Here is a 25545-nt window from a genome sequence, read left to right on the forward strand (position 1 = left end):
AATCTTGAAATGCCGTCGCCCGCTTCCCAAATTTGTTATGCGGCCGCCAATGTCGGGGCCGCTGGCCCATCCGGAACGCCGTCACGGGTTTCGCACCGGCCATACGCAAACCTTGTTGCTCAACAGGAGAACACACCATGCGTCACGTTGATTTTTCCCCGCTCTACCGTTCGACCGTCGGTTTTGACCGGCTGTTCACCATGCTCGATTCGCTTGCGCAGCCGGAAGGCCAGACCTATCCGCCTTACAACATCGAGCGCACCGGCGAGGACGCCTATCGCATCTCGATGGCTGTGGCCGGCTTCTCGGAAGATGAGATTTCGATCGAAGCTCACCGCAATGTGCTGACCGTCAAGGGTGAGCGCAAGGAGGAAGGCAATGGCGAAGGCTCCGAACTGCTCTATCGCGGTATCGCCAGCCGAGCCTTCGAGCGCCGCTTCCAGCTTGCCGATCACGTCGAGGTTGTCGGCGCCGCGCTGAAGAACGGCCTGCTTTTTGTCGACCTCAAGCGCAACATCCCCGAAGAGCTGAAGCCGCGCAAGATCGCGATCACCTCGGCTCCGGCCAAGGCCAAGCAGATCGAGGCCAAGACCGCCGCCTAAATCGGGCAGCTAAACTCCCCGGGACGCCAACTCCCCGGGAAAAAGGGGCGGTGCAGCAAATGCGCCGCCCCTTTTTGCTGGTGGTAAGACTTGCTATCCGGCGAGCAGGTAGCCGAAACGGTCGACCTCGTCGGCCGTGGTCGCGAAGCTGGTGACGAAGCGATAGAGAGCTTCGTCCTCGCCGACATGGTTGTCGTAGCCGAGCGGCCTATGCCAGTCGTGGAACACGGCGCCTGCTGCTTGCACTCTTTCGGCCTCGGCCTTTTTCATGACCGCGAAGACCTCGTTCGCCTGCGGTAGCCAGGCCAGCCGGGCTGAAGGGGAATCTTCGATCGCCGCGGCTAGGCGTGCCGCCATCGCATTGGCGTGCCGTGCCGTGTCGAGCCATAGCCCACCCCTGAAATAAGCATCGAATTGCGCGGCGATGAAGCGCGATTTCGAGAACAGTTGGGCGGCGCGCTTGCGCAAAAACGCCAATTCCTTGGCTCGCTCGAGGTCGAACAGCACGATCGCCTCGGCGCACCAGCAGCCATTCTTGGTGCCGCCGAAGGAAAGGATGTCGACGCCGTGCTTCCAGGTCATTTCCGCCGGCGTCGTTCCCAGCGCGACGAGCGCATTGGCAAAGCGGGCCCCGTCCATGTGCAGCGGCAATCCGTGCTGCTTTGCAATCGCCGAAATCCTGGCGATTTCGTTCAGCGTGTACACGGTGCCGACCTCGGTCGATTGGGTGATCGAAACCGCCATCGGCCGCCCGGAATGGACGTTTTCGGGTGCGAAACGGTCCACTGCCCGTTCCAGATCGCCGGCATCGATCTTGCCGAGTGCGCCGTCGATTGTATAAAGCCGCGAACCGCCGGTGAAATATTCCGGTGCACCGCATTCGTCCTCGATGACATGCGATTCGCGATGGCAGAAGGAAATGCCGCCTGGCTTGTTGTAGGTAGTCAGCGACAGCGAATTGGCAGCGGTGCCGGTGGCCACGAAAAACACCGCGACCTCGCGTTCGAAGATTTCACTGAAGCGCTGGTAAACGGCCTTGTCGAGGACGCCGTCGCCATAGGCGGTGGAGAAGCCGTCGGTATGGGCCGACAGGCCGGCAGCGATACGGGGATGGGCGCCTGCCCAATTGTCGGAAGCGAAAATCATGCGTCTGCCTATGCTGGGGAAATTGGTGCGAGCTTGGCCGCTTTCGCATGCCGGCTGCAAGTGGCAGATGCCGAAAATCCGCTAAAGCCAGTGAAAGCCGGACCGTAAATGCAGCGACTGAAGGTTACGCTGTCGCCGCGTTCCGCGCAATTTTCTGTCGCCAACGCTCCAATAATTTTGTGAATCGGTCTTGTATGCGCTCAAGATTTCTGTCATAAAAATTTAGGACAGTAGTGCTGTCTTATTTTGTCGCACAAAACTGGCCGCATTGGCATATGATTGCGCCTCTACGGCCATTGCCGCGAGCGACAGCTAGACAGCCTGGCTCTGGCCTGTACGAATACCATATGCGAGCCATGCGGAAAGCCGCACGGTCGGCAAGAATTTCGCAAGACGTGCCGCAAGATTGAAAGGGGAGCCACGCGCTTCCCGACGGAAACCAGCGCCCGAAGGGGACGGAACGGAGGACAGGACGATGACGGACATGACGCCATCTGCGACGAAGGCCGCGCAGACGAAAGCGGCAGCCGTCAAAAATCCGTCCCTGACCAATATTGGGCGAACCAGCACCGGCTATGCCGCGCACGGCCTCTACGATCCGCGCAACGAGCATGATGCCTGCGGCGTCGGCTTCATCGTCAACATGAAGGGCGTAAAGTCGCACCAGATCGTCGAGGACGGCCTTGCCGTGCTCGAAAACCTGACGCATCGCGGCGCCGTCGGCGCCGATCCGCTGGCCGGCGATGGCGCCGGCGTGCTGGTGCAGCTTCCAGACCGTTTCTTCCGCGAAGAGATGGCAGCCCAGGGCATCGAACTGCCGCCGGCCGGTCAGTACGGTGTCGGACACTGGTTCATGCCGCAGGATGCAGCACTTCGTGCTCACATCGAGGACATCATTGCCGAATCGGCGCAGTCCGAGGGGCTTCCGCTCATCGGTTTCCGTGATGTGCCCGTCGACAATTCGTCCTTGTCGACGGCGCCTGATATCGTGGCGTCCGAGCCGTTCCATCGTCAGATATTCATCGGCCGTACAGCCGACATTCTTGACGACGAGGAGTACGAGGCCAGGCTCTATCTGTTGCGCAAGGTGATATCGGGCCGCATCTACGCCGAGAACGACAACAAGGACATCGGTTCCTACTGCGTGTCGCTGTCGGCGCGCACCATCGTCTACAAGGGCATGTTCCTGGCCTACCAGGTCGGCGCCTATTACAAGGACCTCACCGATCCGCGCTTCGAAACCGCGCTGATCCTGGTCCACCAGCGCTTCTCGACCAACACGTTCCCGTCGTGGAAGCTGGCGCATCCCTACCGCATGGTCGCGCACAATGGCGAGATCAACACCGTGCGCGGCAACAACAACTGGATGGCGGCGCGACAGGCGTCCGTCGATTCCGAACTGTTCGGCAACAACATCTCGAAGCTTTGGCCAATCTCCTACGACGGCCAGTCAGACACCGCCTGCTTCGACAATGCGCTCGAGTTCCTGTTCCAGGGCGGGTACAGCCTCAGCCACGCCATGATGATGCTGATCCCGGAAGCCTGGGCCGGCAACAAGCTCATGGGTGCCGACCGCAAGGCTTTCTATGAATACCATGCCGCGCTGATGGAGCCGTGGGACGGACCGGCGGCGGTGGTCTTTACCGATGGCCGCCAGATCGGCGCCACGCTCGACCGCAACGGTCTGCGCCCGGCACGCTACATCGTCACCGACGATGACCGCGTCATCATGGCCTCGGAAGCCGGCGTGCTGCCGGTGCCGGAGGAGAGGATTGTCAAGAAGTGGCGGCTGCAGCCCGGCCGTATGCTTCTGATCGACCTCGAGAAGGGCCGCATCGTCTCTGACGAGGAGCTCAAGTCGGAGATTGCGACCAGGCATCCGTACAAGAGCTGGCTCGCCAACACGCAGCTCATCCTCGAAGACCTGAAGCCGGTCGAGCCGCGCGAATTGCGCAGGGATGTCAGCCTGCTCGATCGCCAGCAGGCGTTCGGCTACAGCCAGGAAGACACCAAGCTGTTGATGTCGCCGATGGCGACCACTGGCCAGGAAGCCGTGGGATCGATGGGCACCGACACGCCGATCTCGGCGATGTCGGACAAGTCGAAGCTGCTCTACACCTATTTCAAGCAGAACTTTGCTCAGGTCACCAACCCGCCGATCGACCCAATCCGCGAGGAGTTGGTGATGAGCCTGGTGTCCTTCATCGGGCCGCGGCCCAACATCTTCGACCTGGTTGGCAATTCGCGCCGCAAGCGGCTCGAGGTGCGCCAGCCGATCCTGACCAATGGCGATCTCGAAAAGATCCGCTCCATCGGCCACACCGAGGACCGGTTCGACACCAAGACGATCGACATTACCTATGGCTCGAACGAGGGCGCAGCGGGCATGCAGGGTGCCATCGACCGCTTGTGTGAGCGGGCGGAGGCGGCGGTCGCCGGCGGCTACAACATCATCATCCTGTCCGACCGCCAGGTCGGGCCGGACCGGATCGCCATCCCGGCGCTTCTGGCGACAGCCGCGGTGCACCACCACCTGATCCGCAAGGGATTGCGCACTTCGGTCGGGCTGGTCGTGGAATCCGGCGAGCCGCGCGAAGTGCATCATTTCTGCTGCCTTGCCGGCTATGGCGCCGAGGCGATCAACCCTTATCTTGCCTTCGACACGCTGCTCGATATGCACAAGCGTGGCGAACTGCCGAAAGAGGTGGACGCCTACGAAGTGGTCTCCCGCTACATCAAGTCGATCGGCAAGGGCATCCTCAAGGTGATGTCCAAGATGGGCATCTCGACCTACCAGTCCTATTGCGGCGCGCAGATCTTCGACGCCATCGGGCTGAAGACCGATTTCGTGCAGCAATACTTCACCGGCACCGCGACACTGATCGAGGGCGTCGGACTGGACGAGATCGCGGCCGAGACGCTCAGCCGCCATACCGATGGTTTCGGCAACGACCCGGTGCTGCGCAACAGCCTCGAGGTGGGCGGCGAATACGTGTTCCGCATGCGCGGTGAAGCACACATCTGGTCGCCGGATGCGGTGGCCACCTTGCAGCACGCCGTGCGCCAGGGCTCGTGGGAAACGTTCAAGGACTATTCCGCCCAGATCGACAGCGAGACGGCCCGTGCCCAGACCATTCGCGGCCTGTTCAAGATCAGGCTCGCGGAAGAAACTGGGCGCAAGAAGGTTTCGCTCGACGAGGTCATGCCGGCGGCCGACATCGTCAAGCGGTTCTCGACCGGGGCGATGTCCTTCGGCTCGATCTCCAGGGAAGCGCACACGACGCTGGCGCGCGCCATGAACGCCATCGGCGGCAAGTCGAACACCGGCGAGGGCGGCGAAGAGGCCGACCGCTATCTGCCACTGCCGGGCGGCGGCAAGAACCCCGAACGCTCGGCGATCAAGCAGGTCGCCTCGGGACGCTTTGGCGTCACGGCGGAGTATCTTGTCAATTCCGACATGATGCAGATCAAGGTCGCGCAAGGGGCGAAGCCCGGCGAGGGCGGCCAGTTGCCGGGCCACAAGGTCGACGCGACCATCGCCAAGGTCAGGCATTCGACGCCGGGCGTCGGCCTGATCTCGCCGCCGCCGCATCACGATATCTATTCGATCGAGGATCTGGCGCAGCTCATCTACGATCTGAAGAACGTCAATCCGGCGGCGGACGTATCGGTCAAGCTGGTCTCGGAAGTCGGTGTCGGCACGGTTGCGGCCGGCGTCGCCAAGGCGCGTGCCGATCACATCACCATATCAGGCTATGACGGCGGCACTGGCGCCTCGCCGCTGACATCGCTCAAGCATGCCGGCAGCCCGTGGGAAATGGGCCTTGCCGAAACGCACCAGACGCTGGTGCTCAACGGCCTCAGGTCGCGCGTCGCGCTGCAGGTCGATGGCGGCCTGCGCACCGGGCGGGACGTGGTCATCGGCGCGCTGCTCGGCGCCGACGAGTTCGGCTTCTCGACCGCGCCGTTGATCGCGGCCGGCTGCATCATGATGCGCAAGTGCCATCTCAACACCTGCCCGGTCGGCGTCGCGACGCAGGACCCGGTGCTGCGCAAGCGCTTCAAGGGCACGCCCGAGCACGTCATCAACTTCTTCTTCTATGTGGCGGAAGAGGTGCGGGCGCTGCTCGCCGAGATGGGCTACACCCATCTCGACCAGATCATCGGCGACACCGACCTTCTGGAAAAGCGCGAGCTGATCCAGCACTGGAAGGCGCGCGGGCTCGACTTCAGCAAGATGTTCTACAAGCCGGATGCGCCGCACGAGGCGGTGCACTGGACCGAGCGGCAGAAGCATCCGATCGACGACGTGCTCGACCGCAAGCTGATCGAACTGGCAAAGCCGGCGCTCGAAGCCAGGCAGCCAGTCAGCATCGAACTGCCGATCCGCAACGTCGACCGTTCGACCGGCGCCATGCTGTCGGGTGAAGTGGCAAAGCGCTTCAAGCACAAGGGCCTGCGCGAGGACACGATCTCGGTCAAGCTCACCGGCACGGCCGGCCAGTCCTTCGCCGCCTTCCTGGCGCGCGGCGTCTCGTTCGAACTGGTAGGCGCGGCCAACGACTATGTCGGCAAGGGCCTGTCGGGCGGCCGCATCGTCATCCGTCCGCCGGAGAATACGAAGATCGTTGCTGCCGAGTCCATTATTGTCGGCAATACCGTGCTCTACGGCGCGACCGAGGGCGAGGCCTATTTCTGCGGCGTCGCCGGCGAGCGTTTTGCCGTGCGCAATTCGGGCGTCGCCGCCGTCGTTGAAGGCGTCGGCGACCATGGTTGCGAATACATGACCGGCGGTATCGTCGTCGTCATCGGCCAGACCGGTCGCAACTTCGCCGCCGGCATGTCGGGCGGCGTCGCCTATGTGCTCGACGAGGCGGGCGATTTCGCCGAACGCTGCAACATGGCGATGGTCGAGCTGGAGCCGGTTCCGGAAGAGGACGACCTGATGGAAAAGCTGCTCCACCATGGCGGCGATCTCGACCACAAGGGCCGTGTCGACGTATCCGGCGATATGACCAGCCATGACGAGGAGCGGCTCTACCAGCTGATCTCCAACCACGTCCACTACACGGGCTCGGTACGAGGTCGCGAGATCCTCGACGATTGGGCGATTTTCCGGCCGAAATTCCGGAAGATCATGCCGGTCGAATACCGCCGCGCGCTGATCGAGATGGAACGTATGCGCATGAACGTGGCGGCGGAATAGATTTGGAAATTGCCGGGAAGCCATGCGTCCCGGCAACCATCTTCATCAACAATCCTGACCTCGGACTGAAGGTTGCCACGGCTGCCTTATGAGGTTAACGGGTGCGTCGCCAGGCGTGCCTTCCGGACAGCAGGGACTGGACTATGGGCAAGGTAACAGGGTTTCTCGAGATCGATCGGCAGGTGCACAAGTACCAGCCGGCTTCCGACCGCATCCGGCATTTCCGCGAGTTCACGCTGCCGATGTCGGATAAGGAGGTCGAGAAACAGGCGGCGCGCTGCATGGATTGCGGCATTCCGTATTGCCATGGACCGACCGGCTGCCCGATCCACAACCAGATCCCGGACTGGAACGACCTCGTCTACAATGGCGACTGGGACAACGCGATCCGCAACCTGCATTCGACCAACAATTTTCCGGAATTCACCGGCCGCATCTGTCCGGCACCTTGCGAGGAAGCCTGCACGCTGAACCTCGAGGACATTCCGGTCGCCATCAAGACGATCGAGCAGGCGATTGCCGACAAGGCCTATGAAACCGGCCATATCCGGCCCTATCCGCCGGAACGGAAGACCGGCAAGCGCGTCGCGATCATCGGCTCGGGGCCGGCCGGCATGGCGGCCGCCCAGCAACTCGGCCGCGCCGGCCATGACGTTCACGTCTATGAGCGCGAGAGCCGGCCGGGCGGGCTGATGCGCTACGGCATCCCCGACTTCAAGATCGAGAAGCATTATATCGACCGGCGCATCGAGCAGATGCAGGGCGAGGGTGTCAGCTTCCATTGCGGCGTCAATGTCGGCGTCGACAAGCCGGTCGCCGAACTGCTCGCCGAATACGACGCGGTGCTCTATTGCGGCGGTTCCGAAACGCCGCGCCCGGCCAACATCCCGGGCGACGATCTCGACGGCGTGCACGACGCGATGCCCTATCTGGTGCAGCAGAACAAGCGCATCGGCGGCGAGCCGATCCAGTCGGTGGCATGGCCGTCGCGCCCGATCGTCGCCGGCGGCCAGCATGTCGTCGTCGTCGGCGGCGGCGACACTGCCTCCGACTGCGTCGGTACCGCCTTCCGCCAGGGCGCGGTGCGCGTCACCCAGCTCGACATCCGGCCGCAGCCGCCGGAAAAGGAAGACAAGCTGTCGGTCTGGCCCTACTGGGCGACCAAGATGCGCACCTCATCCTCGCAGGCCGAAGGCGCCGAGCGCGAATTCCAGGTGGCGACGCTTGAATTCATCGGCGAAGACGGCCAGCTGACCGGGGTCAAATGCTGCGAGGTCGACGAAAAGCGCAAGCCGATCGCCGGCACCGAATTCGTCATCCGCGCCGATCTCGCGTTCATCGCCATCGGCTTTGCCGGGCCGGCCGCTCGAGGGCCGGTGTCGGAACTCGACGGGCAGATGACGATCGTCACCGACAGCCGCCGTTCGAAGAACGTCGAGGCCAATGACCGCGATTACAGAACCAGCGTCGAAAGGCTCTATGCGGCTGGCGACGTGCGGCGCGGCCAGTCGCTGGTCGTCTGGGCAATCCGCGAGGGCCGCCAGGCGGCGCGCGCCATCGATGAGGCTCTGATGGGATCGAGCGTGCTGCCGCGCTGAGTCCGTTCCGAAACTCTACAGAAAGAGTCGCCGGTTTTACTGCCGGATCGCCGTCGTCGTGTCGGATGCAGCAGCCGCAGTCGCAGGTTGTATCTTGGGCGGCCACGAGAAATCGTCGGCGCGGCCGGGCGAGGCGTCGGTCGCCTTGCCCTCGACGATCAGCTTTTCGCCGGGCAAATTCTTGTCCGCCTTTGCCGGCGGGGCGGCGCCGAGAAGTTCCGAGCCGCCGTCCAGCGCCGGATCGCTGAGCAGCATCGGCACAGTGCGATCGGCGGCTATCGGTGCGGCAGCAGGTGCCGGCGCCTCGACGGGAGCGCCGGCCGGGGCAGAAGCTGTGACCACGCTTCCCGGAGCGGCCAGCCCAAGGATCTTCATCAGCGGCTTTTCGGTGTAGAAGGCGAGCTTGCGCTTGCCGGCCTTCGACATGTTGATGCCGTCGTCGGAGCGCAGGCGCACCGATTGGCCGTTTATGTCCGGTCCGCTGGTGATAAAGGCGCCGTTCTCGTCGACGAACCCGTCCCAGACATCGACGAATTCGCCGCCGTGGCTTTCGGCGGACGAGCGGTAGATGTCGTTGAAGGCCAGCATGTCGGAGGTCATTTTCGAGACCCGGAAGGCCGGCATGCCAACCCACAGATACGGCACCTTGGCTGAAGCGATGGCTTTGCCGAGCGCTTCGGTCCGGCGCTCGTACTCCTTGGTCCAGTTTTCGGATCGCGGCTGCTCACGCACATCGCCGACGCGCATCTGCTGACGGTCGTTCGATCCGAGCATGACGACGACGGCTGCCGGTTTTTCGGCAGCGATCAGCGACTTGACCTGTTCGGGCCAGTTGTAGACATCGTCGCGCACGAAGCCGGACGAGCCGTTGGCGCGGACGACAATCCTGACGCCGGTGTTTTCGGCAAAGGCGGCGTCGAGCCCCTCAGCCAGTCCAGACGCCATGAAATCGCCGACCACCAGAACGACGCGCGCATCGGGCGCCTTCTCGGCCACCGGGGTTGTCGGCTCGGCCGGCGCCGGCCGGCGAACGGACCGGGGCTTCCTCAGCTTGGGTCTGGGCTTTGTTCTCTGGAATTCTCTCGGGAATTCGGGCGGCGGCTGCTCAAACCGCTCGCTTCTGCGCGGAAACAACAGGTCGCGCAGCGACCAGCCACGACTTTCCGGCTCCTGCGCCATGGCCGAGGTATGAAAGGCGCTGGCCGCGCCGACTGCCAGAACGACGATCGCCAGAACGAGGATCGGCACGCGACGAACGATCAACCGGATGCGCGCAGCCGAAACCAATCACCCTCTCCATCCCGTAACCGGCTCTAGTTTTGCCTGAGCCATTTGAGCACTTCCTTGCTCGGATACCCGTCCTGGGTCAAGCCGGCCTTTGCCTGGAAGGCCATGATGGCGGTTTTCGATCCGTCACCGATCTTGCCATCGAACTTGCCGTCGTAATAGCCGTGCTCGGAAAGTCGCTTCTGAAGCTCCTGCCTTTCCTCGAAGGAGAGCTTGGTAAACGGTCGCTTCCAGTCCTGCACAAGCCCGCCATAGCCGGCGATTTCGTCGGCAAGAAGGCCCACGGCGAGCGCATATTTGTCGGCATTGTTGTAGCGCTTGATGACCGAGAAATTCTTGATCATCAGGAAAGCCGGCCCGCCCCGGCCACCGGGCAGCTTCAACGTCGCCTTGTCCCCACCGTTCTTGAATGGCTTGCCGTTGGCACGGGTGACGCCAAGCGCCTGCCATTGCGACAGCGACTTCGAGCCCCCGGGCAGCTTCTTGCCGTCCGGAAGGCTGACCTCATAACCCCAGGTCTTGCCTGCCTGCCAGCCGTTCTTCCTCAGCAAATTGGCGGCTGTCGCCAGTGCGTCGGGAATCGAATTCCAGATGTCGCGCTTGCCGTTGCCGTCCATATCGACCGCATAGGACAGGTAGCTGGTGGGGATGAACTGGGTATGACCCATCGCGCCGGCCCAAGAGCCGCTGAGATGGCTTTCGTCGATGTCGCCGGTCTGCAGGATCTTCAGCGCCGCGATCAGCTGGGTGCGGGCAAATTTCGCGCGCTTCGGGTCGGCATAACCAAGCGTCGCCAGCGAGCGCACGACATTGCGCATGATGTCATCGCGCTTGAGGGTTTCGCCGTAGTTCGACTCCATCGACCAGATGGCCAGCAGGATGTAGCGGTCGACGCCGTATCTTGCCTCGATCCTGTCCAGCCACGGCTTCCATTTCCTTGCCATCTGCTGGCCGACGGCGACCGACTGGTCATGGACGCGGTTGTCGAAATAATCCCAGGCGGGTGCGGTGAATTCGGGTTGAGTACGGGCCTTTTCCAGCACCATCGGATCAGCATCGCTGATGCCCTTGAATGCCTGGTCGTAGACGGAGCCGGAAACGCCGCTCGCCACGGCGGTAGCACGGAAGCTGGCGACCCATTGGCGGAAGCCGGCATCGGCAAAAGCCGGCCCGCTGGGCATGAGCAAGGCAAGCGAGAGGCTGGCGGCCGTCAGGACGCTGGTGAAGCGCCTTGCGACGTTGCGAACGGACATCTTTTCCTCCTTCTTTATCTCAGGAAGACTATTCATCGCCGAACCCGGTTAGCATTTGGTTTACCATAGGTGCCGTCCGGGATGAAAAGATGCGTCGACGCTTTACCAGCTGAGATTTCTGTCCCGTCGTTCAGTAATGCTCGATTTCGGCATGAAAATGTCTCGAATCGGGATTGCCGAACCGGCATGCAAATGGATAATTGGCACATGAAGAGAGTTCGCAAGGCAGTATTCCCGGTTGCCGGTCTCGGCACGCGCTTTCTCCCCGCCACCAAGGCCATTCCCAAGGAAATGCTGACGGTCGTCGACAGGCCGGTCATCCAGTATGTGGTCGATGAGGCGCGCGAAGCCGGGATCGAGCATTTCATCTTCGTGACCGGCCGCAACAAGGCGGTTATCGAGGATCACTTCGATGTCCAGTTCGAGCTCTACGACACGCTTGCGCAGCGCGGCAAGGATGATCAGCTCGCCCGCTTGCAGCGGCTGCAGCCGGCGCCGGGGCAGACCAGCTTCACCCGCCAGCAGGTGCCGCTCGGCCTTGGCCACGCCGTCTGGTGCGCGCGCGAGCTTGTCGGCGACGAGCCCTTTGCGCTGCTGTTGCCCGACATGATCATGCAGTCGGAAAAAAGCTGCATGAAGGACATGGTCGAGCTTTACGCCGAGACCGGCAACAACATCGTCGCCGTGCAGGAATGCGATCCCGCCGAGGCGCATAAATACGGCATTGTCGGCCGCGGCGAGGACGCCCATCACGGTTTCAGCATCACCGGCATGGTGGAAAAGCCGAAGACCGGCACCGCGCCGTCGAACCTCTTCATCAACGGGCGCTATATCCTGCAGCCGGAGATATTCAAGATACTCGAAGGCCAGGAAAAAGGCGCCGGCAACGAGATCCAGCTCACCGATGCAATGCTGAAGCTGCAGAAGCAACAGCCCTTCTACGGCTACCACTACCGCGGGCGGACGTTCGACTGCGGCTCGCCCGAAGGCTTCGTCGAGGCCAATGTTGCCTTCGCACTGTGGCGCAGCGACATGAATGCAAGCATGGCCGGTGTCATTCGCACACTTCTCGACGAACTCGCGCCGTCAGAACGCCGCGGCGTAGCCTTCTAGCTTCAACACCGGTTCGCGCTGACTGGCTAAAGCGCGTCGCATTCGACCAGTCTTATGCGATGCGCTTTAGGTTCTTGTTTTATGCATGTCGTTATCGCAAAACCGCTGCACACTTTTGCGCGACATGCATTAGCGCTGCAACTTCAAGCCGACGAAGATACTGTTGGCCGTGTAGTCGCGTCCAACCAGGTTGCTGGTCAGTTTTTCAGTCCTGACGCGGGTGGTGAGCCCGGCATAGCGGTTCAGCCACCATGTCAGCCCAGCCTCGGCACTCAGCGTCAAATCATGATCGTCGGAGCCGGTATAGTCGCGCCATTCAACGCCGAGAGCGGCATTTCCGGTCAGGTTGGCGCGGATTTGCCGCTCGCCGGTGAGGCTGCCGGAATAGAGCATGTCGCCGCTTTCGCCCGCGTTCGTCGTGTTCTCGGCGGTCGTCTGTGCGGTGAGTCCGATCGTTGTGCCGCGTTCCGGCGACCATTTGAGATCGGCATTAACCGTCGCGCCCGAAATCGCCGGCAGGGCGTCGTCGTCGATAGCTTCGCGCAGCCAGCCGACCGAGAACTCGCCGGTAAGCTTCTCGCGGAGATCGAGCTCGACGCCGGCCCGTGCGCCAAGCCGCGTCGAGGAGCGCTGGAAACCGTTTGGATCGACGCGCAAATCATAAGCGCGCCGGCCGACCTCGATTTCGGTGAACGGAGTGATGGCAGGCGAGATCTCGTAGCCGGTGCGCAAAATGGCCGTATAGAGCGTCGAGTCGCGGCCCTTCTGCGACAGCGATCCCCCCGACGAAAGCTTGGCGTCACCAAAGATGTCGTGCTCGACCGCGCCGGTCAGCGCGAAGCGCATCTTTCCCGCATCCTTCTCGACGGCGAGGCTGCCGCTCACGGTCTGGCGCACCGGCTGCCCAACGGCGCCGACGATGGCGTCCGGCGCCGAGGCCGATTCGGGCACGGCCTCGTAGCCAAGTTTGGCGATGGCGTGCAGATCATTGTCGAGATCGATGTTGAGCGTGCCGTCGACGCGGCCTTGCGCCTCGTGAACGTCATAGCCGGACAACGTCTCGCGGAAGATGCCATAGCCCTCAATCGTCGCCGAATTCTCCCGCCAGTCGGAGACGGCGTTGAAGCGCAGCGTCGTTTCCGACAGCAATGCCGGCTTGCCGAGGCTGCTCGAATCGGCGTTTGTTGAATACGTCAGGCCTTGCTCGAGCGTCGGCCGGATCACGAAGGAGCCGAGCTGGATGCCGGTGGCGGCGAACGGGTCGTCCTCGTTCTTCTTGTCCTGGCCTTCGATGGCTTCGGTGCGCTCGGCGCCGGGGTCGAGCTTGAGCCTTTCGGCGGAATCGATGGTCACCGCACGGCGGTTGGCCGTATCCTGCTCGTCTATGGCGGCGGTGTCGGTGTCGTCGGTCGTCGGCGTCGCTGCAGTCGCAGTGGCGCCTCTCTTGCTCTTCTTGTTGTCCACGGCCTCATCTTTGGCCTTGCCTTCTTCGACGGCGCGTTGCGTTGCGCTCGGCCGCCGTCGTGGCGGCGGAGCAGGGTCGGCAAACGGGTCGTCGCTGGCCGCTGGTGGATCGAAAGTGCCGCCGGTTGTGGCCGCCGCCTCGCCCGTGCCGTCGTCAGGCAAGGCCCCCGGGCTGGCCGGACGATAGGTAGGCAGCGGCGTATCGTCGTTGGCGGTTGCAGCAGCCATGCCCAACTGCCTGATCCTGTACTGCTGGTCGTCCAGGATTGTCGATTCCGAAACCTCACCGCGCAGCTCGGTTTCCTGGGCGCAAAGCAGTGCCGGACGCGACAACGCAAGGACACTGGTTGCCAGCAGCAAAGCGCAAACCGCCTTGCCCTTTCGTCCTATTTTGTTTTGAGGCTGAAACCCGGACATCGGCACCACTGCTTGCGCGGCGCACGCGCGCCATACTTACGAAACCGTAAATGGGGATGGTTAACGGAGCGTTGAGGGATCGCCCGCCAAGGTGTTCTGGGCGGCAATTCCGTTGGACAGGCGCGCGCCGAAGCGCTAATCGCATCGTCCATGGACGTGAAATCCCCAGACAGGAAGCCGCTCGACGAGCAGGCCGCGATTGCCTCGGCGCTGAGAACGGTGGCGACAGAGCAGGCCGGCGTCGCGGCACTGGCAGACGCGCTCGAAAACGGGCTGGCCGAGCCGTTCGCACGGGCAGTCGACATGGTGTCGCAGATCGATGGCCGCGTCATCGTCACCGGGGTCGGCAAAAGCGGCCATATCGGCTCGAAGATCGCCGCAACGCTCGCTTCGACCGGCACGCCGGCCTTCTTCGTCCACCCTGCCGAAGCCAATCACGGCGACCTCGGCATGATCGCTCGGAACGACGCCATCATCGCCCTGTCGTGGTCGGGGGAAAGCCTCGAGCTCAAGGGCATCATCGCCTATTCCAGGCGCTTCTCGATCCCGCTGGTCGCGGTCACCGCCGGCGAAAAATCGGCTCTGGCGCGTGCGGCCGACGTGGTGCTTCTGCTGCCGCGAGCCCCGGAAGCCTGTCCGCACGGCCTTGCGCCGACGACCTCGACGCTGCTGCAAATGGTGATGGGCGATGCGCTGGCCATCGCGTTGCTCGAGGCGCGCGGCTTCACCCCGGACCATTTCCACACGTTCCATCCCGGCGGCCAGCTCGGAGCCAACCTGACGCAGATCCGCGAGATCATGCATGTCGGCGACAGCCTGCCTCTGGTGTCGTCCGGCACCGGCATGCGCGAGGCGATCCTCGAATTGTCGCGCAAGGGGTTTGGCTGCGTGGCGGTCACTTCGGCGGACGGCAAGCTGATCGGCATCATCACCGATGGCGACATCAGGCGCCATATCGGCAGCGATCTTCTGGCCATGAGCGTGGATCAGGTGATGACCAGAGAGCCAAAAATGGCGGCGCCCGACACACTGGTTGCGACGGCGCTGCAGACGATCAACGATTCTGCCATTACCAGCCTGATGGTGGTCGAAGGCAGACGGCCGATCGGGCTCGTCCATCTGCACGACCTGCTGCGCATCGGTGCTGCCTAGCGGGCTTCTAGACTGCCTCGACCGTCAGTTCCAGGTCGGTGTCGGCGGCACCGGTCACGCGCACCTGCGTGCCGGCCGGCAGGTCAGGGCCGGAGACGCGCCACAACGTGTCGCCGAGCTTGATGCGGCCGCGCCCATCCTTGATCGGCTCGGCAAGGGTCGCCGTCCGGCCGACCATCTGCGCGCCGCGCCGGTTGAGCAGCGGCTGGTCGGTTTCCTCATGCCGCCCGCCCACCAGCCGCTTGCCGACATAGGCCGAGACCAGCGACAGCGCGAGGAAGGCGAGGACCTGGACCTGCCAGCTCCAGAAACCGGCGTCCCAGATGAGCAGCGAGACGACGCCGATCAACAGCGCGGCAATGCCGATCCACAGCATGAAAATGCCCGGCGCGACGACCTCCATCACCAGCAGGACGAAGCCGAGGACCATCCAGCTCCACGGACCGAGTTCGGAAATGATGCGATCGAACATGGCCTCAGGTCTCGCTGGGACGAACCACGGGCGGGCGGGCCTGTCGTGCTGGACTGGCGGTGCCTTCGCCCTTGAAAACTTCCCTGGCGATTTCACCAATGCCGCCGAGCGTGCCGATCAGTGAGGAAGCCTCTATCGGCATCAGCACGAGTTTGCTGTTTGTCGCTGCACCGATCCTGGTCAGCGCTTCGGTGTATTTCAGCGCGACAAAGTAGTTGAGCGCCTGCACGTCACCCTTGGAAATCGCCTCCGATACCACCTGCGTGGCGCGTGCTTCAGCCTCGGCCGAGCGCTCGCGCGCCTCGGCATCGCGGAAGGCGGCTTCCTTGCGGCCCTCGGCCTCCAGGATCTGCGATTGCTTGAGGCCTTCGGCGGCGAGGATCTGGGCGCGCTTGTTGCGCTCGGCCATCATCTGGCGGCCCATCGATTCGACGAGATTGGCCGGTGGATTGATGTCCTTGATCTCGACACGGGTGATCTTGATACCCCAGGGGTGCGCGGCCTCATCAACGACGCGCAGCAGGCGCTCGTTGATGGCATCACGGTTTGACAACAGCTCGTCGAGGTCCATCGAGCCCATCACGGTGCGGATGTTGGTCATCGTCAAATTGAGGATAGCGTTCTGCAGGCCGGCGACCTGGTAGGCGGCCTGCGCCGCGTTGAGCACCTGATAGAAGGCAACGCCGTCGACGGCCACGGTGGCGTTGTCGCGGGTGATGATCTCCTGGGTCGGAACGTCGAGCACCTGCTCCATCATGTTCATCTTGGCGCCGATACGGTCGACGAAGGGCACGATGAGGTTGAGGCCCGGGCTCAATGTCTTGGTGTAACGGCCAAAGCGTTCGACGGTATAATTGTAGCCTTGCGGAATTGTCCGGATGCCCTTGAAAAGCACCAGCACGACAAGGGCGACAAGAACAAGAAGCGCAATATCGAAACCACTGAAACCCATTTTGGCTCTCCCCTCAAAGGCCATGTTGGACATTGCCACGCGGCCGATTCCACCAAACACTTAAGTGTGTTTCAGCAATGTTACAATCAGGTGATCACGGATTGCGGGTGCATGGACGGCGGGATCCATTCAAGCCCAGCCGGACAGCTCGCGCCGCACCATTGCCTCGATCACCGCCATGCCCTCTGCACTGTCGTTGAGGCAAGGGATGTGCGCGAACTTTTCGCCGCCGGCATGGTGGAAGGTCTCGGCCGCTTCCCTGCCGATCTCGTCCAGCGTCTCGATGCAATCGACGGAAAAGCCCGGATTGACGATGGCGATCGATTTCACGCCTTCGCGTCCCAGTCTTTCGACCGTCTTGTCGGTGTAGGGCTGCAGCCATTCCTGCGCGCCGAAGCGCGACTGGAAGGTGGTAATCAGCTTGTTCTCATCCCAGCCGAGCTTTTCGCGCAGCAGCCGCGTCGTCTCCAGGCAATGCGCCTGGTAGGGATCGCCCTTGTCGGAGTAGGATTTCGGAATACCGTGATAGGAGGCGATGACGATTTCCGGATCGAAGTCGAGGCTCGCCAGATGCCCTTCGATCGAACGGGCGAGCCCCTCGATATAGGCCGGCTCGTTGTAATAGGGGGGCACGCTGCGAATGGCCGGGGCGCGGCGCATCTTCATCAGCGCGCGAAACAACTGGTCGTTGGCGGTCGCAGTCGTCGTCGCCGAATATTGCGGATAGAGCGGGAAAGACAGGATGCGGTCGCAGCCTTGCTCGACCAGTCTGTTGGCCACGCTCTCGGTCGAAGGGTTGCCGTAGCGCATCGCCCAATCGACGATCACATGGGATAAATCGCCGAGCGCAAGCCCGAGTTTCTCGGACTGGGCACGGGTATAGGTGCGCAGCGGCGACTCGTTGCGCTCCCGGTTCCATATCCTGGCATAGTTGGCGCCCGACTTCTTCGGCCGGGTGGTGAGGACCAGGCCGTAGAGGATCGGATACCAGACCGCCTTGTTGAGTTCGATGACGCGCGGATCGGACAGGAATTCCCTGAGATAGCGCCACATCGGCTTGAAGTCGGTGCCGTCCGGGGTGCCGAGATTGATCAGCATGACACCGACCTTGCCTGTCCCGACCGGAGGGTGTCCTGCCGGGAGCGCGCCGGCGGTCGTTTCGGCTTTGCTTTCAGCAGGGTTGGCAAGCGTCATGGGGTTCTCCAACACCGCGAAACCAGCGGTGCCGCGGCGAAGGTAGCGATGCCGCGCCGGTTTTCAAATGCAGCGTCTGGCCGCACCTTATCCCAGAAATGCAGCACCCGCCCGGTTTGCCGGGCGGGTGCATTGCGTTCCTGCGGCCGGATTACTTCGAGGCCGCTGGGATAGTCAAGGTTGCGCCGACCGGCAGCCGGCGTGGCTCGTAGGCTTTGTTGGCATCGAAGATCATTTTCCATTTGGTGCCGTCGCCATAGGCCTTCACCGCGAGATCCCAATAGGTATCGCCGGCGACGATTACATGGCTGCTTTCGGCCGGTGCCGGCTCAGCCGGCTTGGCGGGCTCGGCAGGTTTTGCCGGCTCACTTGGGGCCGGTTCACTCGGGGCCGGCTGACTCGGGGCAGGCGCCGTCTCGGCCGGTTTGGCCGGTACAGCCGGAGCAGGGGTGGCCGGAGCCGGTGTGGCCGGAGCCGCAGGTGCCGCCGGCTGGGCCGGCTCGGCGGGTGCGGGGGCCGCCGGCGCGGTTTCAGCCGGGACGGCCGGTGGTGTTTTGGAAATGTCGCCGGAGCCGGCCGGCATTTCGGGCATTGCCGGCTCAGCAGGCTTTATCGGCGCTGCCTCAGCAGGTTTTGGCGGTTCGGCCGGGTTGGCTGGTTCCGCGGCCGGGGCTCCGGTCGCGGCGATCTCGGTGATGCGGCCGTCGAGCTTCGGCGTATAGGGCCGGTGCGCGCCGAGGTAATCGGCGACGACCTGTTCCAGCCCCGGGCCGTAATCATAGGCGTTCTTGGCCTTCTCGGCGAATACCTTGTAGCCGTCACCGCCCTGGCGGACATAGTTGTTGGTGGCGACCAGATAGTCCTTGTCCGGTTTGATCGGCGTCCAGGCGCCGCCTTCCATGACCTCGACCGATTTGACGCGTCCATTAGGCGGCGCCGATTTGTCGAACGCATATTTCAGGCCGGCAACCTGCGGGAAGCGCCCGGCGCCGTCCTCGACCTGGCTGAGGCCGCTTTCGAGGCCGGCAACCAGATCTTTGCCGGTGATCTGGAAGGTCGCCAGCGTGTTCTGAAACGGCAGCACAGTGAGAACCTCGCCCATGGTGACGGTGCCTTGGTCGATCGAGGCGCGCAAGCCGCCGCCATTCGAGATGACGATCTCGACACCTTGGCCCTTGACCCGGTCGAGGACGGCGTCGGAGACCAGATTGCCCATCTCGCATTCGCGGGCGCGGCAGTTTTCGCGGCTGCCGTCGATCGCCTTGGTGGTCTCGGCGACTTCCTTGTTCTTCAAAGCCTCGATCGGGGCGCCGAGTTCCTTGATGCGGGCAAGCACGGCGGGGTCGGGCGTGATCGATTTGTCGAGATGAATGGGATCGCCGCTTGCCTCTTTGACGACGCCATTGTCGTCGAAGACGACCTTGAACTCGCCGAGATATTTCGAATAGGACGCCGCCTGCACGACCGGCACTTTGTAGCCGTCCGGATTGTCGACCATCGTCGGATAAGGGCCTTCCGCCTTGGGGTCGGTGTTGGACAGCAGCGAGTGGCTGTGGCCGCCGACCACCACGTCGACGCCCGGGATCTTGGCGATCACGTCGCGTTCTCGCTTGTAGCCGATATGGGTGACCGCGATGATCTTGTTGACGCCCTCTCGCTTCAGTTTCTCGACCTCGGCGGTGATCGACTTGACGTCGTCCTCGATGGCGATGTTCGGGCCAGGCGTGGCAAGCTCCGGCGTGTCGTTGGTGACCGCGCCGACGATGCCGATCTTCTGGCCGCCGACCTCGACCACGATCGACGGCTTGACGCGGTCGCCGAGCTTGGATTGCGCATTGGCCTTCACATTGGCGCCGAGCACCGGAAACTGGATCATGTCGAGGAACGGCGCCAGCGCCGACTCGCCATCGTCGAACTCATGGTTGCCGACCACCTCGGCATCGAATTTCATCCGGTTGAGGAATTCGCCTTCGGTCTTGCCCTTGTAGGTCGTGTAGAAGAGCGAGCCCTGGAAATTGTCGCCGGCGCTGAGCAGCAGCACGTTCTGGCCTTGCAGCTTCTTGCGCTCCTGCGCGATCGCGGTGACCAGGCGGCCGGCGCCGCCGACGCATTCGCCCTTGGTCTCCTCCTCGGCCGAGCAGGTCGATTCATACTTGTTGTTGCTCTCGATGCGGCTGTGCCAGTCGTTGATGTGCAGGATGTTCAGCGTGTAGTCGGCAAAGGATACGCCTGCCGACAGGCCAAGCGCCGATGCCGACAGCGCGGCGATGGCAGCGATCTTCTTCATTCTCGTCTCCCGGATAACTTGAGTACAGCGCCGCGCGTCATTTGGGACGCGCAAAGTACCAATTTTATTTTGCGCATGATCCTTTCCGAAAATCGACTCCGATTTTCGGGGTCATGCGCAGACGCGTTTAAAGCTCTTGTTTGACTGGGATGTAACAGCCCTCTCGGGCCATGTTCACATCGCGTTTCAGTCGATGCAAGCGGAAATCGGCATCAGCTTTGCCGGCGTAAAAAGGCTTTGCCGGCGTAAAAAGCGGCGGCTTGAAGCCGCCGCCCTTTTGCAAAGTCAATTCGGAATCGGATTTCAGGTGCGCCTGGTCAGCACAAAATTCTGCCCGCTCGCGCTGGTGCAATTGAGCTGGCTTGTGGAGACCATCAGGCAGTTGAAGCTGATCGGCGTCTGGCGGATCAGCGAAGTGCCATGGATCTCGACCGAGGTGCCGCCGGTCATGGTGTAGCTGCCATCGGCAAGCTTCTGGCCGGTGTCGGTTGCGACGGTCGCGAAGCTGCCGCCCTTGAAGGTGGACAAGCCCGTGCCCTGCGCGTCGATCCAGGAGCCTTCAACCCCTTTGGCCGTGATCACCGGCGGCTCGCCTGGGCCGGTTGTGGTGCAGGCCGCCAACGCGACCGTAGCGGCCGCGGCAATGCCAGCCGAAAGCAGTCTTTGCGCGATCGTCATCTTCAAAATCCTCTCCTCTCGCATCGGCCCGAAAATCGATCCGATTTTCGGAAAGCACGATGCTCACATTCAAAGTGCTAGAGCGTACTTTGTGCGTCCAAATGGACGCACGTCGCTCTAGGCCGCTCCTCTTCAATCGCCCGATTTCCGGGCGATTGCAAGCTGGCGGAGTGTCGACGCAACGCTGCTATCGAACGAGGATGTTGCGGAATTGCCACGGGTCTTTGGTGTCGAGGTCCTCGGAAAACAGACCAGGTCGATTGTCGAGCGGTGTCCAGTCGGTATAATAGCTCCTGACCGGCCCGAGATATGGGTTCTGCACGTCGAGGCAGCGCTTGTAATCCATCTCGTCGGCTTCGACGATGCCGGCCTCGGGATTTTCCAGCGCCCAAACCATGCCGGCCAGCACCGCCGACGTGACCTGCATGCCGGTGGCGTTCTGGTAGGGCGCCAGCTTGCGCGCCTCGGCCAGCGACAACTGCGAGCCGTACCAGTAGGCGTTCTTGGCGTGACCGTAGAGCAGCACGCCGAGTTCGTCGATGCCATCGACCAGTTCGTTTTCGTCGAGCACGTGATGCACGGGCTGAGCCTCGCCGGCGGCACCGAACATCTCGTGCAGTGACAGCACGGCGTCGTTGCAGGGATGATAGGCGTAATGGCAGGTCGGCCGGTACTGCACCTTGCCCTTCTTGCCGCGCAAGGTGAAGAAATCGGCAATTGAAATCGCCTCATTATGCGTCACCAGGAAGCCGTATTGCTGACCGGGCGTCGGGCACCATGTGCGCACGCGCGTGTTGGCGCCGGGCTGCTCCAGAAAGATCGCGGCCTTCGAGCCGTTCTTGTGTTTTTTGGCGTTCTTCGGCATCCACGTCTCATGCGTGCCCCAACCGAGCTCGGCCGGCTGCAGGCCTTCCGAAATGAAGCCTTCGACCGACCAGGTGTTCCAGAACACGTTCATCGGCTTGGGTTTCTTGTTGCGCTGGGTGTCGCGCTCGGCGATATGGATGCCCTTGACGCCGGCTTTCTTCATCAGCCTGGCCCAGCCTTCGCGATCGTGCTGCGCGGGCTCCGAGAAATCGAGGCCAAGATCTGTGGCGAGGTTGACCAGCGCCTGCTTGACGAACCACGAGACCATGCCCGGATTGGCGCCGCAGCACGAGATCGCCGTGGTGCCGCCTGGGTTCTTCGCGATTTCAGTACGCACCGTCTCGCGCAGCGCATAGTTGGTGCGTGAGGCATTGTCGGCCTTTTCGTCGAAATAAAAGCCGAGCCAGGGCTCGACCACCGTGTCGATATAGAGGACGCCAAGCTTGCGGCAGAGCTTCATGAGTTCGAGCGAGGAAGTGTCGACCGACAGGTTGACGCAAAAGCCCTGGCCGCCGCCATTGGTCAAAAGCGGTGTCAGCAGCTTCTTGTAGTTCTTCTTGGTCACCGCGTCCTGCATGAAGGTGATGCCGCGCTCGTCGAGCAATTTGCGGTCGGTGTCGCGCGGGTCGATGACCGTCATGCGCGACTTGTCGAATTTGAAATGGCGCTCGATCAGCGGCAGCGTTCCCCGTCCGATCGAGCCGAAGCCGATCATCACCACAGGGCCGGTGATCTCACCGTAAACGGGCCAGTTTTCATTCACCATTTATCGATTACTCCCTCAAAAAACGCTTCGGAACAGCGGCTTGGCCGCGGCGCGACAAACCATAGATCATTGTCACAATAAAGCGAAAATCGGACGGCCGGCGTTACGCCGCGCCATCCCGGCTACGGCTCGACCAGACTTGCAAACTCCGGCTTGAAGAGGGCACGTGCCTCGGAGACCGGCAGTTCCAGCAGATCGTCGGCGCAGGCCTGGATGGCATGCGGCAGGGTCTGGAGCCCGAACACCAGAACCTGCTTGTCGCCCTCGCGCCAGAGGCTGGCAGCCAAATTTTCGTCGATCAGATCGTCGATGCCGCATTCGGCTTCGTGATCAATATCGGTCTGATCGCTCGGTTTCTTGCGCCGCTGCTTGACGAAGGAGGCGAGGGAAGGACCGGGCTTGCCATCTATCGTATCCAAGAAAATGTCCTGAAGGCCGAGCAGGACGCCGCGCCGCACATCCATGATGTAGGCGTCCGAATAGTTGGTCGGATGCGCTCCGCCGCAGAAGATGCTGCCGGACTCCCGCCAGCTCATCAGCCGCGGAGTCAGCGAGGTCACTTCGAATGTGCTGTCCTCATAGCCGCCGAGTGTGCCGCCGTTCACACCGTCAATCGGCCCGCCTTCGTTGAAACCGGCATATTGCGCCGCCACGCAGCTCAGTGCGCCGATGTTGGCGCGCCAGTGCCTGTCTTGCAGCAGAGCGTTCGCGGCCTCGATTGGAACGTCGCCGGACAGTTCGACAATGCGCGGCGTGGCAAATTTGGTGCGGGGGTCGACGACATAGCGGTAGGTTGCGTCCGGCCAACCAGTCGTCTTGCCGTTATCGAGCTGAGTGTCCACCCGCAGATAGTCATAAGGGGACGTTTCCATGGTGAGCGGCGTGTCATTGCCGAAGAACTTCATGAAGCTGAAATCGTAGAGATCGAGCGGGCTGCTGGGCTCGTTCTCGGTCACCTGCCGACTTGCGACCCGTTCCAATCTGAGCGGCAGCGCGCTCTTTCCGTTCCAGCTGCCTTCAAGGGTTTTGCCGTTACTGGATGAGGCCAGGCGCCAGACGGCGGCAATCGGCGCAGCCTTTCCGTCATCGCAATTGTCGGCGCCGCATGCCTCCTCCTCGGCCAGTTCGAACTTGCTGCCCTTTTGAGACCGGGCCTGCAGCGGGATGTCGACGCCCTTCGAGCGGTAGAAATAGCGGCCGGCCAGCGGGCCGCCGGGCGCGGCGGGGTCGCCGGTGAATTCGACGACGATATCGCTCTTTCCAAGCTTGCCGGCATAAGTCACCGGCTCCGCCTCGGCTGCTGTCGACAGTACCAGGATCGCGGCCATTAACGTGACCGGCCTGCTAAGATGCTGGATCATTTTTCCCCCAAGCCGCAAGTTACAGCTGTCTTGCGCCAGCAGTCACGGTCGGCTGTCAGGCCCTTATAGTCAAGTTGTGCCTCGTCCCGCACCTGAGGCTGCTCAGCGAAAAGACGCGGCGAGCGCCGCCCCTGGTGCGGATGGCGCATCCGCCCGTTTCAGCGGGTTTTTGTCCTCGGCGCGGCTGTGGAGGCTCGAACCACCAGTTCTACCGGCAGAACGACTTGGCGGGGGGCTTCATTGTCAAGGACCATTCGGGCGGCAAGCCGGCCTTTTCCGATCACGTCTTGTGCGACAGTGGTCATCGGAGGCGTGGTGCGTGCGGATTCAGCGGTGCCATCGAAGCCGACGACCGACACGTGGCCCGGCACGTCTATGCCGCGGCGAACCGCCTCGTCCAGGATCGTGATCGCCTGCCAGTCCGACATGGTCAGGATCGCGGTTGCTTCAGGCGCCCTGTCGAACACCACTGCTCCGGCAGATGGCTCGCCCGGGATCGTCTCGATGATCGGGACATCGTCGATCGACAAATTCGCCTCCGCCAAACCCTGTTTGAAACCGTCGAGCCTTTCATCGTCGAGCGGGAAGCCGGCCAGAAGCGGGCGCGTTGCCTTTCCGGGCATGTGGACAATCGGCGGGCCGGGAGACCGGCGCACCGAAAGGATGGCAAAATGCCGGTGCCCCAGCCCGGTCAAGTGCCGGACGGCAGCAACCGCGCCACTCCTGCCGTCGATCTTTATCGAATTGATGTCGGGACCTGCGTCGCTTTCGAGAATGACGAAGGGCAGACGGCGTCTCTGGACCGAAATTATGAGACCAATGTCGGCGCTGTGACCAAGGATAAAGCCGTCAACCAGGGCATCGCGGATGCTGGCGAAGCGCGTGTTGTCGGTGCCGTTTACAAGGCTGAGCGTCGTTCCAGCCTCGTCGCAGGCGAGCGAAACGCCGAGCACCAGCTCGCGGCCGTATGGGCTTCTCATCACTTCGGAGATGGCGTAGGCGCCAGGCGGCATGAACCCGATGGCATTGAACTTGCCGTCCCGCAGCAATCGTCCTTTCGGATCGGGGCCGCCAAACCCGAGCGCTCGCGCGGCCGCTTCGACGCGCTCGCGCAATTCGGGCCTGACCAGCTCCGGCCGGTTGAAGACGTTGGAGACAGTCCCCCGGGAAACTCCGGCAGCCTTGCCGACATCGGCTAGGGTGGGCATTGGCGATTCACTCGTTTTCCCTGAGGTAGACCATTTTTTGGAGCGCTCCAAGAATTTTATTGACTCAAAACCAAAATAGGGGGATCGTGCTCCTTGGAGCGCTCCAAGAGCATATACTGAGGGTGTTTCTGCGACTGAGACACCGAGAATCGTCACATGGCATGGTCGCAGCGGCCAATGCCCAAGGAGAGGATGATGGCAGAAACCGATGCTTTTCCAGCCTCGCTCGTAGGCAAGACTTTCGACTGCGTTTTCGGCCCCTTCGTACCGCGGCTGACGTTTCTTTCGCCGCAGGAATTGCATATCCAGGCGTCGATCGGGACCACTGAAATCGACGAGGTGGTCAAGGTCGGCCTGACCAGCGTGCGTCCGAATCTCGTGCTCGCGAGTTGGACGGAGCAGAGCGGCAACTTCATTGTGCAGTTGCAGGATCACGAGAACCGGATCGTCCATAATTATGCGCGGCTGGCCGATGGGCAGCTCTTCTGTGCTCAGGGCGCCATTCAAGCCGTTCCGGCGTGA

General features: G+C 62.5%; 18 protein-coding genes. 6 read left to right on the forward strand and 12 right to left on the reverse strand.

What is annotated here, in order from left to right; all coding sequences use genetic code 11:
* Positions 1–137 precede the first annotated feature (137 nt).
* Entirely contained in the window at positions 138–602 is a 465-nt protein-coding gene (locus NKH01_RS08675) for an Hsp20 family protein (protein ID WP_023675381.1), read from the forward strand.
* Positions 603–695: 93 nt separating this feature from the next.
* Here the strand turns inward: NKH01_RS08675 and NKH01_RS08680 are convergent, their stop codons facing one another.
* Positions 696–1748 carry a threonine aldolase family protein gene (locus NKH01_RS08680; protein ID WP_353019940.1) on the reverse strand — a complete coding sequence of 351 codons (1053 nt, stop codon included), beginning with the start codon at positions 1746–1748 and terminating at the stop codon, positions 696–698.
* Between the two features lie 475 nt (positions 1749–2223).
* Here NKH01_RS08680 and gltB point away from each other — a divergent pair, with 475 nt between their 5' ends.
* Positions 2224–6954, forward strand: coding sequence for a glutamate synthase large subunit (gltB, locus tag NKH01_RS08685; protein WP_353019941.1), 4731 nt, complete (start codon positions 2224–2226; stop codon positions 6952–6954).
* A 143-nt stretch (positions 6955–7097) separates the two neighbouring features.
* Positions 7098–8552, forward strand: a complete 1455-nt coding sequence (locus NKH01_RS08690) for a glutamate synthase subunit beta (RefSeq protein ID WP_352465855.1) — start codon at positions 7098–7100, stop codon at positions 8550–8552.
* 36 nt (positions 8553–8588) lie between these two features.
* Here the strand turns inward: NKH01_RS08690 and NKH01_RS08695 are convergent, their stop codons facing one another.
* Together NKH01_RS08695 and NKH01_RS08700 are read right to left on the reverse strand one after the other, a co-directional pair.
* The gene (locus NKH01_RS08695; protein WP_352494705.1) at positions 8589–9839 is read right to left on the reverse strand and encodes an SGNH/GDSL hydrolase family protein; all 1251 of its coding nucleotides are present in this window, start codon (positions 9837–9839) and stop codon (positions 8589–8591) included.
* 26 nt (positions 9840–9865) lie between these two features.
* Positions 9866–11092, reverse strand: coding sequence for a lytic murein transglycosylase (locus tag NKH01_RS08700; protein WP_023719093.1), 1227 nt, complete (start codon positions 11090–11092; stop codon positions 9866–9868).
* 207 nt (positions 11093–11299) lie between these two features.
* On the opposite strand from NKH01_RS08700, the gene galU reads away from it, so the two are divergent.
* The gene (galU, locus tag NKH01_RS08705) at positions 11300–12205 is read left to right on the forward strand and encodes a UTP--glucose-1-phosphate uridylyltransferase GalU (RefSeq protein WP_023719094.1); all 906 of its coding nucleotides are present in this window, start codon (positions 11300–11302) and stop codon (positions 12203–12205) included.
* 129 nt (positions 12206–12334) lie between these two features.
* On the opposite strand, the gene NKH01_RS08710 is transcribed toward galU, so the two are convergent.
* Complete coding sequence (locus NKH01_RS08710) at positions 12335–14086, reverse strand: outer membrane beta-barrel protein (protein WP_353019943.1); 1752 nt, start codon at positions 14084–14086, stop codon at positions 12335–12337.
* Between the two features lie 150 nt (positions 14087–14236).
* On the opposite strand from NKH01_RS08710, the gene NKH01_RS08715 reads away from it, so the two are divergent.
* Positions 14237–15238 carry a KpsF/GutQ family sugar-phosphate isomerase gene (locus NKH01_RS08715; protein WP_353019944.1) on the forward strand — a complete coding sequence of 334 codons (1002 nt, stop codon included), beginning with the start codon at positions 14237–14239 and terminating at the stop codon, positions 15236–15238.
* A gap of 7 nt (positions 15239–15245) precedes the next feature.
* Here NKH01_RS08715 and NKH01_RS08720 read toward each other — a convergent pair whose 3' ends face one another.
* From NKH01_RS08720 to NKH01_RS08755, 8 genes are all read right to left on the reverse strand, one after another.
* On the reverse strand, positions 15246–15710 hold the full coding sequence (locus tag NKH01_RS08720; RefSeq protein WP_023719097.1) for an NfeD family protein: 465 nt from the start codon (positions 15708–15710) through the stop codon (positions 15246–15248).
* A 4-nt stretch (positions 15711–15714) separates the two neighbouring features.
* Positions 15715–16662, reverse strand: a complete 948-nt coding sequence (locus tag NKH01_RS08725) for an SPFH domain-containing protein (protein ID WP_023719098.1) — start codon at positions 16660–16662, stop codon at positions 15715–15717.
* A gap of 129 nt (positions 16663–16791) precedes the next feature.
* A complete protein-coding gene (hemH, locus tag NKH01_RS08730; protein ID WP_352845582.1) occupies positions 16792–17856 on the reverse strand; it encodes a ferrochelatase in 1065 nt (354 codons plus the stop codon).
* Positions 17857–18007: 151 nt separating this feature from the next.
* The gene (locus NKH01_RS08735) at positions 18008–20143 is read right to left on the reverse strand and encodes a 5'-nucleotidase C-terminal domain-containing protein (protein ID WP_353019945.1); all 2136 of its coding nucleotides are present in this window, start codon (positions 20141–20143) and stop codon (positions 18008–18010) included.
* Between the two features lie 303 nt (positions 20144–20446).
* The gene (omp10, locus tag NKH01_RS08740; RefSeq protein ID WP_023720183.1) at positions 20447–20821 is read right to left on the reverse strand and encodes an outer membrane lipoprotein Omp10; all 375 of its coding nucleotides are present in this window, start codon (positions 20819–20821) and stop codon (positions 20447–20449) included.
* A gap of 187 nt (positions 20822–21008) precedes the next feature.
* Complete coding sequence (locus NKH01_RS08745; protein WP_353019947.1) at positions 21009–22454, reverse strand: homospermidine synthase; 1446 nt, start codon at positions 22452–22454, stop codon at positions 21009–21011.
* A gap of 122 nt (positions 22455–22576) precedes the next feature.
* Positions 22577–23815, reverse strand: coding sequence for a hypothetical protein (locus NKH01_RS08750; RefSeq protein WP_353019948.1), 1239 nt, complete (start codon positions 23813–23815; stop codon positions 22577–22579).
* A 158-nt stretch (positions 23816–23973) separates the two neighbouring features.
* Positions 23974–25023: a LacI family DNA-binding transcriptional regulator gene (locus NKH01_RS08755; protein WP_352494711.1), complete on the reverse strand. Its 1050-nt coding sequence runs from the start codon at positions 25021–25023 to the stop codon at positions 23974–23976.
* 195 nt (positions 25024–25218) lie between these two features.
* Between NKH01_RS08755 and NKH01_RS08760 the strand changes: the two genes are divergently transcribed.
* Positions 25219–25545: a MoaF-related domain-containing protein gene (locus NKH01_RS08760; RefSeq protein WP_156948115.1), complete on the forward strand. Its 327-nt coding sequence runs from the start codon at positions 25219–25221 to the stop codon at positions 25543–25545.

Origin of the sequence: Mesorhizobium sp. M1403, assembly GCF_040317695.1 — a bacterium.
Taxonomy (GTDB): domain Bacteria; phylum Pseudomonadota; class Alphaproteobacteria; order Rhizobiales; family Rhizobiaceae; genus Mesorhizobium.

What these genes read in the sequence shown, in the direction of transcription:
- NKH01_RS08675 (WP_023675381.1), top strand. Translation starts at nt 138, where the DNA reads ATGCGTCACGTTGATTTTTCCCCGCTCTACCGTTCGACCGTCGGTTTT.
- NKH01_RS08715 (WP_353019944.1), top strand. Translation starts at nt 14,237, where the DNA reads ATGGACGTGAAATCCCCAGACAGGAAGCCGCTCGACGAGCAGGCCGCG.
- NKH01_RS08750 (WP_353019948.1), bottom strand. Translation starts at nt 23,815, where the DNA reads ATGATCCAGCATCTTAGCAGGCCGGTCACGTTAATGGCCGCGATCCTG.
- NKH01_RS08725 (WP_023719098.1), bottom strand. Translation starts at nt 16,662, where the DNA reads ATGGGTTTCAGTGGTTTCGATATTGCGCTTCTTGTTCTTGTCGCCCTT.
- NKH01_RS08720 (WP_023719097.1), bottom strand. Translation starts at nt 15,710, where the DNA reads ATGTTCGATCGCATCATTTCCGAACTCGGTCCGTGGAGCTGGATGGTC.
- NKH01_RS08710 (WP_353019943.1), bottom strand. Translation starts at nt 14,086, where the DNA reads ATGTCCGGGTTTCAGCCTCAAAACAAAATAGGACGAAAGGGCAAGGCG.
- NKH01_RS08760 (WP_156948115.1), top strand. Translation starts at nt 25,219, where the DNA reads ATGGCAGAAACCGATGCTTTTCCAGCCTCGCTCGTAGGCAAGACTTTC.
- NKH01_RS08700 (WP_023719093.1), bottom strand. Translation starts at nt 11,092, where the DNA reads ATGTCCGTTCGCAACGTCGCAAGGCGCTTCACCAGCGTCCTGACGGCC.
- NKH01_RS08735 (WP_353019945.1), bottom strand. Translation starts at nt 20,143, where the DNA reads ATGAAGAAGATCGCTGCCATCGCCGCGCTGTCGGCATCGGCGCTTGGC.
- NKH01_RS08680 (WP_353019940.1), bottom strand. Translation starts at nt 1,748, where the DNA reads ATGATTTTCGCTTCCGACAATTGGGCAGGCGCCCATCCCCGTATCGCT.
- omp10 (WP_023720183.1), bottom strand. Translation starts at nt 20,821, where the DNA reads ATGACGATCGCGCAAAGACTGCTTTCGGCTGGCATTGCCGCGGCCGCT.
- NKH01_RS08690 (WP_352465855.1), top strand. Translation starts at nt 7,098, where the DNA reads ATGGGCAAGGTAACAGGGTTTCTCGAGATCGATCGGCAGGTGCACAAG.
- hemH (WP_352845582.1), bottom strand. Translation starts at nt 17,856, where the DNA reads ATGACGCTTGCCAACCCTGCTGAAAGCAAAGCCGAAACGACCGCCGGC.
- NKH01_RS08755 (WP_352494711.1), bottom strand. Translation starts at nt 25,023, where the DNA reads ATGCCCACCCTAGCCGATGTCGGCAAGGCTGCCGGAGTTTCCCGGGGG.
- NKH01_RS08745 (WP_353019947.1), bottom strand. Translation starts at nt 22,454, where the DNA reads ATGGTGAATGAAAACTGGCCCGTTTACGGTGAGATCACCGGCCCTGTG.
- galU (WP_023719094.1), top strand. Translation starts at nt 11,300, where the DNA reads ATGAAGAGAGTTCGCAAGGCAGTATTCCCGGTTGCCGGTCTCGGCACG.
- gltB (WP_353019941.1), top strand. Translation starts at nt 2,224, where the DNA reads ATGACGGACATGACGCCATCTGCGACGAAGGCCGCGCAGACGAAAGCG.